The organism is Enterobacter sp. RHBSTW-00975, assembly GCF_013615235.1.
Lineage (GTDB): Bacteria > Pseudomonadota > Gammaproteobacteria > Enterobacterales > Enterobacteriaceae > Enterobacter > Enterobacter ludwigii.
Genome location: NZ_CP055883.1, coordinates 2,191,085 through 2,210,817, shown reverse-complemented (window position 1 = coordinate 2,210,817; position 19,733 = coordinate 2,191,085). Strand labels below are relative to the sequence as shown.

Genomic DNA, 19,733 nt, shown 5'->3' with positions numbered 1-19,733 from the left:
AAAAGGCCGCGAGGATCGCTCCTCGCGGCATAGTTTTACGCAATTAACAGTTGATGATTTGCCAGCAGCGTAGCCAGATCGGTCTGCACGCCGTTCAGCGTGACCAGCGTTGTGGGTGAGAACTGACCGCCGCTACCGTCCAGGTCAACCTGGATTTCGGTATTGCTGCCGTTTTGCACCACGCGGATGTAATCGGTGATATTCCCCGCACTGCCGTCCAGCGTGGCGACCCCGTTCACATAGCTCGCTGAGCCCGTACCGGTGTAGCCGCTGCCTGAAAGCAGGTCGCGCAGGTCAATACGATCCGTATCCGCCGTGCCTTCCCAGGTGCCTACCGTAAAGCCGTTCACCACATCACTGCCGTTACCGCCTGTGGCATTGGAGGCGTTGATCAACGTGTAGAGCAGCGTATCGTGACCGCCGCTGCCAATATTGAACGTGTCGTTACCGCCACGGCCTTCGAACTGGTTGTTACCGCTGTTGCCGGTAATGACATCGTCAAAGTCCGAGCCGTTAATGCCCTCAATGTTCAGCAGGCGTGAGGTACCAAACCCGGTGTCCTGCGCGGTAGAAAGACGCAGGTCGACGGTCACGCCGGACGTCGCATTGCGGTAGTCCACCACGTCCATCCCCCCGGTGTTACTCCAGGTGTCGTGATCCGAGTGGGTCGTCCAGCCGCCGGAACCGTTATAGGTATACGTGCCGTCCTCGGCGATAAAGGTGTCGTTATACCCGGTACCGGTAAGCGTCCCGCTGTGCCCCCCGGTTGCTGCTTCGGCAGTGAGCACGTAGCCCTCTTTGCCGTTGCCGGCTTCCAGACCGCTCCAGGTGACGTTATCCGACACGTCATTGGTGATTTTCAGGATCTCGGCCGAGTAAGTTTCATTCGGATCCAGACCGTAGAAACTCACCAGTGCAGAGGTATCGTTCGAACCAATACCGGACTGGGCGTTGATGATCTGCGAGGCCACCAGTACGCCCGCCGCGTTATACAGATTGACCGTATTACCGTAGTAGGCGTTGATACCCTCACTGTCGACAATGTGCAGATGCATCGCCGTGCCGTCGGCAACGGTTTTGCTGTTTTGCACCAGCACCACTTTGCCGTTCTGCTGCGACACCAGCAGATCCTGCGCGCCGTCCCAGTTGTAATCCACGGCGGCCACACCGGTGACGTTCGCCAGTCCGGAAGCCAGCTGACTTGATGTCCAGCTTGAACCGTAACCGTTGTTGGTAAACAGGGTTGCGGTCTGCGCTCCGCTGTAGGTACTGAGCTTGATGACGTCCATCTGGCCGTCAGCGTTCCAGTCCACCGCCACCGACAGATACCCTGCTGACGCGTTAGAGGCCTCAACCGCGCTCTTGGTGGTGGACAGTTTCCCGGTACCGTCGTTGTAGTAGATCACCCCGCCGTTGTTGTTGTAGCTGCTGCCCAGGTACAGATCCATGTAGCCATCGCCGTTGAAATCCGCCCACGTCATCGACGCCGCTGTGGTGGTATTCGCCACGTTTGCCACAAACACGTTAGTCAGGTTCTGACCGAGGGATAACGTCCCGTTACCGTTGTTGTTAATCACGGTAAGCGAGTACGCGCCGCTGCGGTTGGTGTGCTGAACCACATCCACGGTGCCGTCGTTATTCAGGTCAACGCCGGAGATTTCACGCATGGTGGTGAATTGTCCCCAGAACCCGGCGCCGCCATAGTTCCCATCCGGCGTGAGTACCCCCTTGTTGTTAATAAGGTAGGTAATGGAGTCCGCACCGGCATCGCCATACGCAAGGTCCAGATACCCGTCACCGGTTTTATCGTAGGCAATGACACCGCCGTACCAGATAGTGGTTCCCATACCCAGTTGGCTGGCGTTGTAAGTGCTGCCATCGTAGGTCCACATCACCTGTGTAGACCCGCCGTAGGTGGTTTCAGTCGCAAAGATGTCCTGCGTGCCGTTACGGTCGAAATCGGCGGCGGTCTGGCTTACGGCAGGGAAGCCACGCGTATTGGTCAGCGCGTTCGCCGCGTAGGTTGAATCATCACTGCTGGAATAGGACTGTCCGTTAGCAATGATATTCCACAGGCCGCTGCTGTTCATGCCGACGGTCATGGTCGAGTTTTCGCTGTTACCCGCCGTGGTGGCCCAACTGGTATTCACCGTGGTGGTGTCAATCACCAGGCTGCCGCTCGCCGTCCCGGTGGTATTGCCGTTACCCGCGCTGCTCTTCACCTGTGCCGTTACGTTATAGCTGGCAACGCTCAGTGCATCGCTGTCCGGGATCTGCAGATACCAGGTGTTGTGATCCGGGTCGACCACCACCGCGCCGCCCGTCTGCGAGGTGTAGGTTTTACCGTTCACATTCACCACCAGGTACTCGCCGTTCACCAGATCCGCGGAGACCGTTCCGCTGACAATCGGCGTGGTATCCGATGTTGTCTGCGCGGTAATTGCCGCCGTGGTGGTCGGGATACTGGTATCGACGTTCAGTACAAACCCGTCCGATTCCGTATAGTTACCGGCTTTATCGGTTACCCGCAGGATATACGTATGATTGCCATCGCTCAGGCCGTTATCCTGGAAGGACCAGCTTGCGCTACCGTTCATCGTGACCTGGCCCAGCAGGATCCCGTCACGATAAAGCTGCACAATCTCACCGTCATCCGGCGCGCGGTTCAGCGTTCCGTTGATCAGCGGCGAGCTGTCATCCGTCGCCATCGCGCTGCCAAAGGAGCCCAGACGCTCACCTTCGTCATCGGTATAGCTCACCACGGTTCCCACGGTGGTTGGCGGCGTGGTATCCACCGTCACCACCTGCGATGAGGTTGAGCCCACGTTGCCTGCCTGGTCGATAATCCGCACCTGATAGGTGTAATCACCGTCAGCCAGATCGCGGGTATCGGTGTAGCTCCAGCGCTGGTTGGTTACCGTTGCATCTGTCCAGGTATTCCCGCCGTCCAGGCTAATCTGCACGCGTTCATCATTGGCCAGCGCGCTGCCAAGCGAGCCGTTGAGCGTAAGCGTGGTGTCCATGGTGATGAAATCAGTGCCGGACTGCCCGGTATCTTCACTGATGCTGTCAATGGTGATGCCGTACTGAGGCGCGTGGGTATCAACCGTGACCGTCTGCGACGTGGTTGCCCCGACGTTTCCGGCCAGATCGACCACCCGCACCTGATAGTTATAGCTACCGTCGGCCAGGGTACGCGTGTCGTTATAGCTCCACTGTGTGCCATTCACCGTCGCGTTAACCCAGGTGGTGCCGCCATCCATACTGACCTGAACATACTCGCCCGCACCGGGTTGCGCCCCCAGCGTCCCGTTCAGGGTGTATGACGTTGAACTGGTCAGGAAGTCGTTGTTGTCAAAGCCGGTATCCACGGTGATGTTATCCACGGTCACCGTAATCGCCGCATCCGGGGCGACCGTATCGACAGTCACCTGCTGATGGGCACTGGATCCCACGTTACCTGCGGCATCCACCACGCGCACATAATAGTCATAGGTGGCATTACCCAACGTACGGCCGTCCACGTAGTACCAGCTGTTGCCGGTGACAATCACGTTCTGCCAGGTCACGCCACCGTCGATGCTGATTTGCGCATATTCGCCGTCAGCCAGCGTCGCACCGAGCGAGCCATGCAGCGTCAGCGAGGTATCATGGGTGATAAAGTCGCTGCTGCTCAGGCCAGTGTCATCGCTGATGCTGTCAATGACGATGGTTTTACTGGCATCAGGTGCCACGGTATCAATGGTGACCACCTGGCTGGTGGTGGCGCTGATATTGCCCGCATCGTCAATCACGCGAAGCTGATAGTTATAATCGCCGTCCGCCAGCGTGCGGGTATCAACCCAGGTCCAGCTCAGTCCGCTGACGCTGACATCCGTCCAGGTTACGCCGCCGTCGAGGCTGATCTGCGCGTGATCGCCACTCCCCAGCGCCGCACCGAGCGTCCCTTTCAGGCTGATCTGGTTATCGCTGGTGATAAAGTCGCTGCCAGACAAACCGGTATCCTGACTGACGGAATCGACCGTAATGGTCGTCGCCGCAGGCGCGGTGAGATCCACCACCACGTTCTGGCTGTCCGTTGCCCCTACGTTACCCGCGTTATCAATCACGCGGACCTGGTACTGATACGTACCGTCCGTCAGGGTGCGGCCATCGGTGTAGCGCCAGGTGGTGCCCGTGACGGCCAGGTCAATCCAGCTCGCCCCGCCGTCCACGCTGATCTGCGCTTTCTCGTTATTGCCGAGCTGCGCGGTCAATGAACCGTTAACAATAATCTGGCTGTCGTTGGTGATGAAATCACTCGCGCTCAGCCCGGTATCGTTTTGCAGGGCGTCGATACTGATCCCAATTGACGGCGCGGTCAGATCCACGGTCACGGTGTGATCGTCGCTGGCAGTGTTACCGATGGTGTTACTCACCTGGGCATGGATCACATACGATCCTCCGTCTGCCAGCGCGGTCACGTCTGCACTGCCTACGGTGTAGTTCCAGCTACCGTCAGCCTGCACGGTTGTGGTGTAGGTTTTGCCGTTCAGGGTGATGGTCACCGTCTGGCCCGCAGGCGCGTCGGTGGTACCACTGACCACCAGAGGGATACCATGTTCAGCGGCGCTGACGATATCGTCCTGCGCAAAGGTGTGGATAGTTATGGTCGGGACATCACCGTTCAGCGTCACGTCGTGCGTCGCGCTGCCCGGGTTACCGGCCTTATCGTTCACCGTCGCCGTTAGGGTGTAATTCCCGTCGCTCAGGCCGAGGAAATCATGCCCCGGCACAAAGACCGACCACGAGCCGTCCGCCCCCACGGTCGCCTGATAGTTGTGATCGTTGAAGGAAACCGTCACCGTCTGGCCCTGTTCCGCCGTGGTGGTGCCGCTGATGGTCTGGCCTGCCAGCTGCTCAGCGTTATTGACAATATCGTCATCCGCCACAGTGCCGATGGTTACGGTTGGCGCCACGGTATCCACCGTTAGGGTGTGAGCAGTCTGTCCGCTGTTACCCGCTTTATCGTTGACTGAAGCGGTCAGCGTCAGCGCCCCTTGATTCAGGGCCGCCAGGTCGGCGGCCGGCACATCCAGCGTCCACGTACCATCGTTCGCCACCGTTGCGCTGTAGGTTTTACCCCCCAGCGTTACGGTAACGGTCTGCCCGGCTTCCGCGCTGGTAGAACCGTGCACGGTCAGCGGCTGCTGTGCTTCTGCTGCATTTAACACGTCGTCGCCAGAGAGCGTATTCACACCGATCACCGGCGCGGTGGTATCCACGCTGATGCTGTGCGTTGCCGACGCGCTGTTGCCCGCGCTGTCCTGGGCAGCAACGGCGACAGGATAATGTCCGCCATCGGTCAGTGCGCCCACATCAGCAGCCGGCACGGTAGTCGTCCAGGAGCCGTCGCTCTGAATGGTGGCGGTGTAGCTTTTACCGTTCAGGGTTACCGTGACCTGCGTCCCGCTGGCAAACTGCGCGCTCGAGCCGTTAATCACCAGCGAGGTGCCTGCTTCTGCCGCGTTGATCACGTCGTCGCCGGCAATGGTATTCACGGTCAGCGCCACCGAGGCCGTGTTGACCACCACATCATGGGTCTTCGTGCTGCTGTTGCCCGCACTGTCGGTAATGGTTGCGCTGAGGGTCGCGGTGCCGTCAGCCAGCGAGGAAATTACGCTGGCCGGTACGCCCACACTCCAGTTGCCGCTCGCATCCACGGTTGTCGTGTACTGATGAGACCCGACGGTAATCACCAGCCTGTCGCCGACGTTTGCACCGGTTGCACTACCGCTGACGATCTGCGCCTGCGCATGCTCCACGCTGTTGATCACATCATCAACGGCGACCGCGTTAAAGCTGATAACCGGTGGCGTGGTGTCAAGGGTAATGGCTTTATCCGCACTGCCTGGGTTACCGGCCGCATCGTTCACGCTAACCTGTACGGTGTAGCCGTTGTCGGCCATCGCGGTCAGGTCGGCCCCGGGCACATTCACACTCCACGTGCCGCCTGACTGAACCTGCGCGGTGTACTGCTTATCGCCGAGCGTTACGGTGACCGTCTGACCCGCTTCTGCCGTGGTGGTGCCGGTGATGGCCACACCTGCAGACGCTTCGCTGGCGTTGATCACGTTGTCGCCGGCAACCGTATCAATCGTCACGGCAGGCGCGGTCGCATCGACGCTGTATTCGCGCCCTGCTGAGGCGCTGTTGCCGTTCACGTTGGTGACGCTCACCTGTACGCTGGCATCGCCGTCTTTCAGACCGGCCAGGTCAGCAGACGGTACGGTATAAGTCCAGTTACCGCTGGCATCAACGGTGGCCGTGTAGTGCTTGCCGCCAAAGGTGATGCTGACGGTCTGGTTGGCTTCCACGTTGCTGGTGGTGCCGGAAAGCAGCAGATCTGCCCCTTTCTCCGCCGCGTTAATCACATCGTCAACGGCAATGGTATCAATGCTGATGGCGACGGCCGCCAGATCAACAGTGACGTCATGGCTGATGGTCACCGGGTTGCCCGTGGTGCTTTGGCCTGCAACGGTAACGCTTACCGTTCCTGCCGGCAGCGCGCTTACATCCGCCGCCGGAATAGCCGCGTTCCAGGTCCCGTCAGCCAGTACGGACGCCGCATAGGTTTTGCCGTTCACCGTTACCGTAAGCATGGTCCCCGCTGCCAGCCCATCGCTGGAGCCGCTGACAATCAGGTTCTGACCATGCTCAATGCTGTTGATCACATCGTCGCCTGCCACGGTATCGACTCGCAGGCCCGGCAGGCTGGCATCGATGGAGATATCACGCTCGCCGGAACCGGTATTGCCGTGCCCGTTGGTAACCGTTGCGGTGACGGTCAGGTCGCCATTACCCAGCGCGGTCAGCACGGACTGCGGGACGTCTACAGACCAGCTCAGATCGCTCTGTACCGTTGTGGTGTAGGTATTGCCACCGACAGAGACCGTCACGGTGTTACCCGCTTTGGCGTTCACCACTTTCCCGCCGATCGTCTGGCCTGCCGCCACTTCCGCCGCATTGATCACGTTGTCACCGGCCACGGTGTTGATGATGACGGTCGGCAGCGCGGTGTCGACCTGCAGGTTCGCCGTATTGCTGACGCTGTTACCCACGGTGTTCGTCGCGGTTGCGCTCAGGGTATAGTTCGCCTCACCCAGCGCGGCCAGATCCGCTGCCGGTACCGTCAGGCTCCAGCCGCCGTCCGCCGCGGTTGTTGCGGTGTACTGTTTACCGTTCAGGGTCACGGTGACCAGGGTGCCTTCCGCAAGGTTGGCACTGGTACCGCTGACGCTCAGATCCTGACCTTTCTCCACCGCGTTCAGCACGTTGTCGCCGCTGAGGGTATCGAAGCCCACGGAAGGCAGCCCGGTATCGACGGTCACGTTATGGGTGCCGGATCCGGTATTGCCCGCGGCATCGGTGACGCTGACGCTGACCGTCACGGTGCCATCCTGCAGCGCGGAAATCACGTTCGCCGGAACGCCCACGCTCCAGTTGCCCGCGGCGTCCAGCACGGTGGTGTAGGTCTGGCCGCCAAGGGTCACGGTGACTTTATCGCCCGCCGCCGCGCCGGTGGCGGAGCCGCTGACGATCTGTGCCTGTGCATGCTCAGCCACGTTAATCACGTCGTCGCCCGCCACGGTGTTGATGGTCACGACCGGCACCGTCACGTCAACAGCCAGGTTATGATCCACCGAGGCCGGATTGCCCGCCTTGTCACTGACGGCGGCCGTCACGGTCACGCTGCCGTCCGTAAGCGCCGCCAGGTCGGCTGCCGGAACGTCCAGCGTCCAGTTACCGTCTGCGCCCACGGTAGTGGTGTAGTGCTTCCCGTTCAGGCTTACGGTGACCGTCTGGCCCGCTTCGGCGGTGCTGGTACCGGACACCGTCAGGTCAGCTTTCGCTTCGGTCGCATTCAGGATGTCATCAGCCGCCAGGGTGTTAATCGTTACGGACGGCGCGGTGGTGTCCACGCTGTACTCGCGCCCCGCAGACGCGCTGTTGCCGTTGACGTTGGTGACGCTCACCTGCACGCGGGCATCGCCCTCTTTCAGACCGGTCAGGTCGGCAGACGGTACGGTATAAGTCCAGTTACCGCTGGCATCGACAGTGGTGGTATAGATTTTACCGCCCATGGCGAGTGAGACGGTCTGTCCGGCTTCCACGTTGGTGGTCGCACCTGACAGCACCAGATCGGTCCCTTTTTCCGCCGCGTTAATCACGTCGTCGGTAGCGATGGCGTTAATGCTGATCGCCACGGTCGCCAGATCCACCGTCACGTCGTGGCTGATGGTCATCGGGTTGCCCGTCGGGCTATCGCCGGTAACGGTAATTTTCACGGTGCCTTCCGGCCACGCGCTGACGTCTGCGGCCGGCACGGCTGCGTTCCAGGTCCCGTCCGCCAGTACGGACGCCGCATAGGTTTTGCCGTTCACGGTGATGGTCAGTGCCGTGCCCGCTGCCAGCCCATCGCTGGAGCCGCTGACAATCAGGTTCTGACCATGCTCGATGCTGTTAATCACATCGTCACCTGCCACGGTATCGACACGCAGGCCCGGCAGGCTGGCGTCAATGGTGATATCGCGTTCGCCGGAACCGGTATTGCCGTGCCCGTTGGTGACGGTGGCCGTCACGCTCAGTCCGCCGTTACCCAGCGCCGTCAGCACCTCTGAAGGCACGTTGACGGACCAGGTCAGGTCATCCTGCACCGTCGCCGTCCAGCTGTTACCGCCCATCGTAACGGTGACGGTATTGCCCGCTTCGGCGTTCATCACTTTCCCGCCGATCGTCTGACCTGCCGCCACTTCCGCCGCATTGATCACGTTGTCACCGGCCACGGTGTTGATGATGACGGTTGGCAGCGCGGTGTCGACCTGCAGGTTCGCCGTATTGCTGACGCTGTTCCCCACGGTGTTCGTCGCGGTTGCGCTCAGGGTGTAGTTCGCCTCACCCAGCGCGGCCAGATCCGCTGCCGGTACCGTCAGGCTCCAGCCGCCGTCCGCCGCGGTTGTTGCGGTGTACTGTTTGCCGTTCAGGGTCACGGTGACCAGGGTACCTTCCGCAAGGTTGGCGCTGGTACCGCTGACGCTCAGATCCTGACCTTTCTCCACCGCGTTCAGCACATTGTCGCCACTCAGGGTACTGAAGCCCACGGAAGGCAGCCCGGTATCGACGGTCACGTTATGGGTGCCGGATCCGGTATTGCCCGCGGCATCGGTGACGCTGACGCTGACCGTCACGGTGCCATCCTGCAGCGCGGAAATCACGTTCGCCGGAACGCCCACGCTCCAGTTGCCCGCGGCGTCCAGCACGGTGGTGTAGGTCTGGCTGCCAAGGGTCACGGTGACTTTATCGCCCGCCGCCGCGCCGGTGGCGGAGCCGCTGACGATCTGCGCCTGCGCATGCTCAGCCACGTTAATCACGTCGTCGCCCGCCACGGTGTTGATGGTCACGACCGGCACCGTCACGTCGACAGCCAGGTTGTGAGCCACCGAGGCCGGGTTACCCGCCTTGTCACTGACGGCGGCCGTCACGGTCACGCTGCCGTCCGTGAGCGCCGCCAGGTCGGCTGCCGGAACGTCCAGCGTCCAGTTGCCGTCTGCGCCCACGGTAGTGGTGTAGTCCTTCCCGTTCAGGCTTACAGTGACCGTCTGGCCCGCTTCGGCGGTGCTGGTACCGGACACCGTCAGGTCAGCTTTCGCTTCGGTCGCATTCAGGATGTCGTCAGCCGCCAGGGTGTTAATCGTTACGGACGGCGCGGTGGTGTCCACGCTGTACTCGCGGCCCGCAGACGCGCTGTTGCCGTTGACGTTGGTGACGCTCACCTGCACGCTGGCATCGCCCTCTTTCAGACCGGTCAGGTCAGCAGACGGCACCGTCGCCGTCCATTTGCCGTCTGCATCCACCGACGCCGTATAGGTTTTACCGCCGAAGAGGATGCTGACGGTCTGATTCTCCTCCACGTTGGAGGTGGTGCCAGAGAGCACCAGGTCCGCGCCCTTCTCAGCCGCGTTAATCACATCATCCGTGGCAATGGCGTCAATCCCGATGGCGACCGCCGCAAGGTCCACCGTCACATTGTGGGTAATGGACACCGGCGTACCGGCGCTGTTCTGCCCCTCAACGGTGACAGCTACCGTGCCTGCCGCCAGCGCGCCAACATCGGCCGCCGGAATAGCCGCACTCCAGGTGCCGTCAGCCAGCACGGTGGCCGGATAGGTTTTATTATTTACCGTTACGGTCAGTGCGGTCCCTGCCGCCAGTCCTTCGCTGGTGCCGGTCACGATCAGGTTCTGACCATGCTCGATGCTGTTGATCACATCGTCACCCGCCACGGTATCCACGCGCAGGCCCGGCAGGCTGGCGTCGATGGTGATATCGCGCTCGCCGGTGCCGCTGTTGCCCACGCCGTTAGTCACGCTGGCGGTGACGGTCAGTTCGCCGTTACCCAGTGCGGTTAACATGGACTGCGGTACGTTGACGGACCAGGTCAGGTCATCCTGCACCGTGGCGGTCAGGGTGTTACCGCCGAGGGTCACGGTGACGGTGTTGCCTGCTTCGGCATTCACCACGGTACCGCTGAGAGTCTGGCCGGTCGCCAGCTCCGCGGTATTGATAATATCGTCGCCAGCCACGGTGTTGATGGTGACACCCGGCAGGACAGACTCCACGTTCACGGTGTGAGTCACGCTGGTACTGTTGCCAACAGCATCGGTTGCAGACGCGGTGAGGGTGTAGATCGCTTCACCCAGTGCGCCGACCTGATCCGCCGGTACGGTAGCCGTCCACAGCCCGTTATCATCCACCGTCGCGCTGTAGGCTTTGCCGTTCAGCATCACGGTGACGATCGCGCCCGCCGCCAGACCTGACGCGGTGCCGGTGAGGGTGAGATCCTGCGTTTTCTCGGTGCTATTGATGACATCGTCGTCTGAAACGGTGTCAATGGTCAGCACCGGAGCGGTAAGGTTGACGGCCACGTCGTGCGTCGCACTGTTGCTGTTACCCGCTTTATCGGTCAGGGTCGCGGTGATGGTGTGATCCCCGGCGGCCAGAGCATTGACGTCGACCGCAGGCACTCCCACGCTCCAGTTGCCCGCAGCATCCAGCGTGGCGGTGTAAGATTTATTATTGATGGTGACGGTGACCACATCACCCGCTGCCGCGCCGGTGACAGACCCGGTGACAATCAGCGCCTGCGCGTGCTCAACGCTGTTGATGACGTCGTCATCCGAAACGGTGTGAATGGTCAACTGCGGCACCGTGGTATCCACCAGCACGTCACGATCCACCGAGGCCGGGTTACCCGCTTTGTCGGATACCGCCGCGGTGATGGTGTAGTTTCCGTCGGTAATGCCGCTCAGGTCGGTTGACGGTACGCTCAGGCTCCAGCTGCCATCCGCCTGCACGGCGGTGGTGTAATCCTTGCCGTTCAGCGTAACGGTCACGGTCTGACCCGCTTCCGCGTTTGTGATGCCGTTAACCACCAAATCCTGCTGCGTTTCAGACGCATTAATGATGTTGTTGTCGCTGACAATGTCGATAGTGACCGTCGGCGCGGTCGTATCCACGCTGTATTCACGGCCCGCTGACGCGCTGTTGCCGTTCACGTTGGTGACGCTAACCTGCACGCTGGCATCGCCCTCCTTCAGGCTGCCTAAATCAGCAGAAGGCACGGTAGCGGTCCAGTTACCGCTGGCATCCACGGTCGCGGTGTAAGACTTGCCGCCAAAGGTGATATACACGGTCTGGTTGGCTTCGACGTGGGTGGTGGTACCCGACAGGACCAGGTCCGTGCCTTTTTCCGCCGCGTTGATCACGTCGTCGGTGGCAATCGCGTTGACGCTGATCGCCACCGCGGCCAGATCGACCGTGACGTCATGCGCGATCGTCACCGGGTTTCCTGCGGTGCTCTGACCCTCAACGGTTACCGTCACCTTGCCTGCGCTCAGCGCGCTGACGTCGGCGGCCGGGATCGCTGCCGCCCAGGTTCCGTCGGCCAGAACCGTCGCCGCATAGGTTTTACCATTGACGGTCACCGTCAACGCAGAGCCGGTTTTCAGCCCATCACTGGAGCCGCTAATAATCAGGTTTTGACCATGCTCGATGCTGTTAATCACATCGTCGCCCGCCACGGTATCGACCCGCAGACCCGGCAGGTTGGCATCAATGGTGATGTCGCGGCTGCCGGAGCCGGTATTGCCGTGACCGTTAGTGACGCTTGCCGTCACGGTCAAATCGCCGTTGCCAATGGCCTTTAAGACTTCAGGCGGCACATTGACCGACCAGCTCAGATCATCCTGAACGGTGGCGGTCCAGGTGTTGCCCCCCATTGAAATCGTGACAGTGTCACCACTTGCGGCACCGCTGACTTTTCCGCTCAGGGTCTGTCCCGCAGTCACTTCCGCCGCATTGATGACATCATCAATGGCGACAGCGTTAACGGTCACCACCGGTAGCGCACTGTCGACAAGTGCCTGATGGCTGGTGCTCGCGCTGTTGCCTGCGGTATCGGTCACGCTCGCGGTAACGGTGTAGTTCGCTTCGCCCAGCGCCGAGACGTTTGCTGCCGGTACCGTCACGCTCCAGTTGCCGCTGGCGTCAGTCGTGGCAGTGTAGTTAATGCCATTCAGGGTCACGACGATCGTGGTGCCGTCCGGCTGGTTGCTGGTGCCGGAGAGTTGCAGATCTTCGCCTTTCTCGATGGCATTGATCACATCATCGCCCGCAACGGTATTGATAGCGATAACCGGAGCGGTCAGGGAAACCGCAATCTCATGCGTCTGCGTGGTGCTGTTGCCCGCTTTGTCGGTGAGGGTCGCAGACATCGTATGGTCGCCATTGCCCAGCGCGCCCGCGTCAGCCGCCGGAATACCCATACTCCAGTTGCCGGACGCGTCCAGCATTGCGCTGTAATTTTTACCGTTCATCGTCACGGTGATCACGTCGCCTGCCTGTGCCCCGGTGACTGTGCCAGAAACGATCAGCGCCTGACCGTGTTCAGCAATATTCAGAATGTCATCACCGGCAACGGTGTTGAAGGTGATCTGCGGCACGGTAGTGTCCACCAGCACAGACGCATCCGTGCTGGCCGGGTTACCGGCTTTATCCGACACGGTCGCCGTAACGACGGCTGTGCCGTCGGTGATACCGGCCAGATCGGCTGCCGGCACGTCAAGCGTCCAGCTGCCGTCAGCCTGTACCTGTGCGGTGTATTGATTGCCATTAAAGGTCACCGTGACCGTCTGCCCCGCTTCGGCAGTCGAGGTGCCGCTCAGGGTGAGATCCTGTGCCGCCTCTGCCGCATTGAGCATGTTGTCGTGACTGACCGTATTGATGGTGACCGCCGGCGCAGTGGTATCGACGCTGAATTCGTGTGACGAAGACGCCGGGTTGCCATTCACGTTGCTCACGCTCACCTGAACGCGGGCATCGCCCTCTTTCAGGCCGCTTACATCCGCAGCCGGAACGGTGTAAGCCCAGTTGCCATTCGCATCCACGGTGGTGGTGTAGCTTTTGCCACCAAAGGTGACCGTCACCGTCTGACCGGCTTCGATCCCAGACGTGGTGCCGGAGAGCGCCAGATCGTGTCCCTTCTCTGCCGCATTGAGCACGTTATCAGGGGTTACGCTGTTAACGCTTATCGCGACCGGGGCGAGATCGACATCCACCACGGTCCCGATATTCACCGGGTTGGCGGAAGCATCCTGTGCGCGGGCTGTAATGTTGAGAGGACCGTCCGGCCACTGGCTGACATCCGCCGCAGGCACAGCCGCTTTCCAGGTTCCGTCGGCCAGGACCGTGGCGACGTACTCAATGTTGTTAATGGTCACGGTAACGGTGCTGCCCGCGGCCAGATCGGTGCTGGTACCGGAAACAATCAGGTTCTGCCCGTGCTCAATGATATTGATAACATCGTCGCCCGCCACGGTATCAATACGCAGACCAGGCAACTGGGCGTCGATGGTGAAGTCCAGCGCGGCAGAACCGGTGTTTCCGTGCGCATTCGTCACGCTGGCCGTAACCGTCAGCTCACCGTTACCGAGCGCGGTTAACTGGCTCTGGGTTAACGGCAGGCTCCAGGTAAGATCGTCCTGCACCGCAACGGTATACGTCTGGCCGCCCAGGGTAAGGGTGACAATGTCGCCTGCCGCCGCGTTGGCGACTTTCCCCGTCAGGGTCTGGCCTGCCGCCAGTTCCGCCGCGTTGATGATGTTATCGCCCGCCAGCGTGTTGAGCGTGACCACCGGCAGCGAGCTGTCTACCAGCACATCATGCGTGGCCGACGCGCTATTACCCACACTGTCCGTGACGCTCGCCGTCACCGTGTAGTGCGCCTCGCCCAGCGCGCTTACTGCGGAGGCCGGTACGGTAACACTCCAGTTACCGCTGGCATCCGTAATGGCGGTGTAGTGAATGCCATTCAGGGCCACGGTGATCGGGGTGCCTTCTGGCTGGTTGCTGGTCCCGGAAAGCAGCAGGTTTTCGCCTTTTTCGGTGGCGTTAATCACGTCGTCCGCCGCCAGAGTGTGAATACCTATCTCCGGCGTCACGGTATTAACCACCACCTCCAGCGTGCTGCTGCCGGTGTTGCCAGATTGATCGGTCACAGAGACCGTAATCGTCCAGGTTCCGTCCGCCAGGCCCTGTACCACAGACGCAGGCAGGCCGAGGCTCCAGTTGCCCGCCGCATCCACCACGGTGGTGTAATCCACGTTATTGATGGTCACCGTGACCCAATCACCCGCTGCCGCTCCGGTCACGGAGCCGCTGAGGACCTGCGCCTGGGTATGGGCAAGCTGGTTAATGGTATTGGTATCGGTGACAAAATCGTTAATAGTCACCTGCGGTACGGTGGCATCCACCAGCCCGACGCGATCAGTGCTGCTGCTGTTACCTGCCACATCGCTCACGGTTGCCGTTACCGTGACGGTGCCATCGGCCAGTGCGCCGACGTCCGCAGCAGGTACTGTCAGTTGCCAGCTACCGTCATGTTGAACGGTGGTCTGGTAGGTTTTACCGTTCAGCGCGACGGTGACCGTCTGGCCCGCTTCCGCCGTGCTGCTACCGCTTAACACGATATCCTGCTGTGCTTCGGCGGCACTGATGATGTTGTCATCGGTCAGATTATTGATCGTGATGTCCGGAGGCAGCGTATCGACCGTCACCACGCGCGACGCATCGGCGCTGTTGCCGTTAACGTTCGTCACGCTGACGCTCACCTGCACGCGGCCGTCAATCAACGTTTCCATGGCGCTGGCCGGTACGGTCAGGCTCCAGGAGCCATCCTGCTGCACCTGCGCGGTATAGGTCCGATCGGCGAATTTCACCACCACAGTCTGCCCGGCTTCCACGCCCTGCGTCTGGCCAGAGAGCGTGAGATCGCTGCCTTTTTCCGCCGCGTTCAGCCGGTCATCACCGGAGATGACATCAACAGTCACCGCCACGGCGTTCAGGTCGAGTTCGATCGGATGTTCAGCGGCAACGGCATTGCCCCACGCATCTTCTGCACTGACGTGCACCGCGATATGGCCCGGCGTCCAGGACTGGAGGTCGCTCGCCGGGACACCAATCTGCCAGCCACCGGTGGCGTTGACCACGGTGACATAGTCGACGTTATTGATGGTGACGGTGATCTGCGTGCCTGCGGCCAGATGGCTGCTGGAGCCGGTCACGGTAAGATCCTGATGCTGCTCAATGGCATTGATCACGTCATCACCGGAAAGGGTGTTAACGCGTAGACCCGGCAGCGCCGCGTTGATATTGATATCGCGCTCGCCGCTGCCCGTATTGCCGTGGCTGTTGGTGACTGACGCGGTAATGGTCAGGTCGCCGTCGCCGAATGCCCTGAGATCCGCAGACGAGATAGTGAGGTTCCAGGTCAGATCGCTACCCACGGTGGCGCTGTAATGCTTGCCGCCAACGGAAACAGACACCGTATCCCCTGCCGCTGCACCCGTGACACGACCGCTGATCGTTTGATCGGCGGCCACTTCGGCGTTATTCACCCGGTTGTCGCCGGCAAAGGTATTGATGACCACCTGTGGCAACACGGTATCAACCAGCAGTGTGGCCTCTGCTGAGCCGCTGTTGCCCACGCTGTCGGTACCGCTGACGCTGACGGTGTACAGCGTGTTCGCCAGTTGCAGGACGTCGGAAACCGGTACCTGAACTGACCAGCTCCCGTTCTCGACAACGGTTTGATAATTGACGTTGTTCAGCGTCACGGTGATGGCGCTGCCGTCTGGCAGCGTGCTGGTGCCGGTCAGGCTCAGCGGCTGCATAGCCTCCTGAGCATTGAGAACGTTATCCTGGCTGATGGCATGAACGGTAAATTCCGGTGGGTTACCGCTCAGCGTAATGCCGTGTGTGGCGCTGCCGGTATTGCCCGCGGCATCGGTAACGGAAACCGTAATGTTGTGGTTGCCTTCTCCCAGCAAGCCCACCACGGACGCAGGCACCCCCACGCTCCAGCTGCCGTCCGCCTGCACCACACCGGTGAAGGTCTGACCGCCAACGGTTACGCTCACGACATCCCCTGCTGCGGCGCCGCTCGCCGTACCGGAAATAATCTGCGCCTGGCCCTGCTCGCTGGTATTGAGGATATTGTCGTCAGCAACGGTGTTAATCGTCACGACCGGGGCGGTGGTGTCCACGGTGAAATCGACGGTCGTGGAAGATCCGTTCCCCGCTTTATCGCTGACGTTCACCGTTAGCGTATGGTCGCCATTCGCCAGCGATTGCACCTCGCTGGCGGGCAGCGTAACGGACCACGTGCCGTCGCTCCCCACCGTGGCGGTATGATTTTTCCCGTTGAGCGTTACCGTCACAATCTGGCCGGCTTCCGCATCGGTTTTACCGGTGAGCGTCAGCGCCTGGTTGTGCTCAGCCGCGTTGATGATGTTGTCCTGCGCAATCGTATCAACAGAAAGCGCTGGCGCGTTGGTATCCACACCTATCGTCTGGCTGCCGCTCACGGTATTGCCCGCGGCGTCTTTACCGCTGACGTTCACCGTCCAGGTGCCATCACCCAGCGCCTGTGCATCCGCGGCAGGCACGTTCACGCTCCATGCGCCGCCGGCCCCCACTTCCGCCGTGTAGGTTTTACCGTTCAGCGTGACGGTAAGCCCGGTTCCCTGCGCCAGATTTTTGCTGGTGCCGGACAGCGTAAAGCCAGCGGAGTGTTCGCTGGCATTGATCACGTTGTCACCGGCCGTTGTCCCCAGCGTGATGCTGGCGTCAGCGGTAGAGATTGTGACGGTAATGCTGCCCGCCTGCGTCGTTTTGCTCCCGTCGATTTGCACGACAGACCAGGTATGTTCGCCGTCAGCCTGAGTCGGGAGTTTTACGGTCCAGGTACCCTCTTTCCCGACCATGGTGCTGGCAATGGTGCTTCCGCTGCTGTCTTTAACCTGAATGGTCGCCCCCGGCTGCCCGGTACCGCTAAAGGTTGGGGTGTTGTCGTCCGTGATCGCTTTTCCACTCAGCACACCCTGCTTATCACCCGCGTTGTCCGTCAGCAAAAAGGTCGGCGTCGCGCTTTCAACATCTTTGGTGTTGTCGATGACTTTGGTTTTGGTTTCGCCGTCACCCCCGTGCGCCAGCAGTGCGCCAATGGCACCGCCGCCCAACGCAGCGCCTGCAATCCATCCCCATGGCGCGTCATTGAGAACGCTTCCCTGCTCAAGGAAAGGCTCAATGCTGGCAACCGGCGTAGCCTGCGCGGTTAACTCGGTAACAGCAACGCCAGACGCTTCCCCGGCATCGGCAAAAGAAATATGCGTCAGTTCCTGCTGATCGTTGAAGACCAGTTCTGATTGATTATGGGTCTGTGGATCTTCAACAAAATAGTTATTGCAGCGAATAACGCTGCCGTCTTTCATATAAATAAGCAGGTCTTTACCCTGGCGAACATAACGCACAACATCCTGAGCAGAACCCTGAATTTCAATCACACTCGGCGAAGAAATAGAAACCGACAAATTACCCTCACCGGTTAATTTCGTTTTCTCGGCCGTTTTGCGAATGATGACATCAACAATTTTTACGTTACTCATTTTCCTCTCCTTGCAGGTGTCCGGATTCCTGTGGATATGTCCACCAAATGGATGTAGCTATCCCTGGGAAAAAGCACCCATTATTTTCTTACTTATTTCGCACAAAAAGACGCGTGTTTTTTAACTCAAATCAGGTAATTTTGCGGCAGCGTTTTTCTCTATTCCGATCAGCGGCATCAAATTATCAACGGCAGATGCGTAATTAATCGCCGAACTCCAGCCATCATATTCAGCCATTATTTTGGCTGAGGTGGCTTGCCAGACATCCTGTTCAACGCTGAGCAAATCGTTAATGCTCCGCTTGCTCAGGGTATATTCATTTCTGTAAACATCCCGGGCGCGTAATGCGCTTTCCAGCTGCAGCTTCCCTGCCTGCATTCTTCCCTGCGCGCCGGTCCAGTCAGCCTGCGCGACAGAGGCTTTTTGCAGGACATCGAACCGCGCCTGGTCAACCTGAGACGATGCCATGGCCCTTGCCCCTTCGGCCTGGCGAACGCGGGCTGAAACGGCGCCACCCTGGTATAGCGGTGCGTCAATATTGAGCTGAATCTGATCATCCCAGTAAGAACGGTTGTCGGACTCGTAGCGGGTGCGGCCTCCTTTCAGGCTTAACGTCGGCCAGTGCTGAGACTTTGCCGTTGCCACGCCATACTGAGCTGAACGCTCCATATTCTGCGCGGCCATGACCGCGGGAATGGCCGAGTAATCAATGCGATTAAGCGAATCTTGCTCAACGGCAAGCTTCGCCGGTACAGGTGAATAGCGCTCGGCCTCCATGCCAGTCAACACCGCAAGCCGTGCGCGGGCGCTGTTTAACGCCGCGTTATACTGCTCGACCGTGGCCTGCATACCGGCAATGCGCGTGCGCGTCTGAAGCTCGTCAGAGGTTGAACTGACGCCTGCGTCGGCGCGGAGTTTGGCCAGTTGTTCAACGTTTTTGAGCGCCTGAACGTTCTCTTTGGCGGCCTGCAACAGGTCGGAATAGCGTTTGACTTCTACGTAGCTGAGCGCCGTTTTTTCCGCCACCGCAGACAAAGTGCTCATCAACTGGTAACGATAGCTATCGCGCTGCGCCGTGGACTGGTCGATGCTGTTGTTGGTCTTGCCAAAATCGTATACCAGCTGCGTCAGACTCAATCCCCAGGCCGCAGAATTGCGCAGCGAGCCGCTGGAATCGGTGGTCTGGCTATGGCCGGTGCTACCGTTTAACGATATTTGTGGCATCCAGCCGCTGCGTGCTTCATCTATTTGTGCCTGACCTATTCCCAGTTGCGCGGCCTGCTGGCTAATCGACGGATCGCGATCGATGGCAAAAAGAATACTCTCTTTTAATGTTGTCGCGGCAATCGGAGCAATCCCCACCTGGCGGCTATTCGCAGAGGCCGTATTAAAGGCCAACGAAATTAATGCCAGGGCGACTGGAAATCTCAGCAACATATTATTTCGCATGATAGTCATTTTTATCTCCCTGACTCTGAATGACGCTTAAATATTTACCCCTAAAGGGGTATAAATAATTCGACAAATATCTTACCTGGGTCCGAATAAATATTGGACAAACGCTCCCCAACCCCATTTCCATTGGAGATGAGAGCCGACCATATTCTTATGACAATAAGAATTTACTTATTTCTTTAACTGGTTTGCAGCATAACAAAATGCGCTATAGGCAACTACACCCACAATGTTAAT

Annotated in this window: 2 protein-coding genes; both read right to left on the bottom strand. The window is 59.9% G+C overall.

Annotated elements, in window-relative coordinates:
• Positions 1–35: 35 nt before the first annotated feature.
• Positions 36–18,041, bottom strand: coding sequence for an Ig-like domain-containing protein (locus HV340_RS10635; protein WP_181216522.1), 18,006 nt, complete (start codon positions 18,039–18,041; stop codon positions 36–38).
• 120 nt (positions 18,042–18,161) lie between these two features.
• Positions 18,162–19,499: a TolC family outer membrane protein gene (locus HV340_RS10630; protein ID WP_063924974.1), complete on the bottom strand. Its 1,338-nt coding sequence runs from the start codon at positions 19,497–19,499 to the stop codon at positions 18,162–18,164.
• Positions 19,500–19,733: the final 234 nt, after the last annotated feature.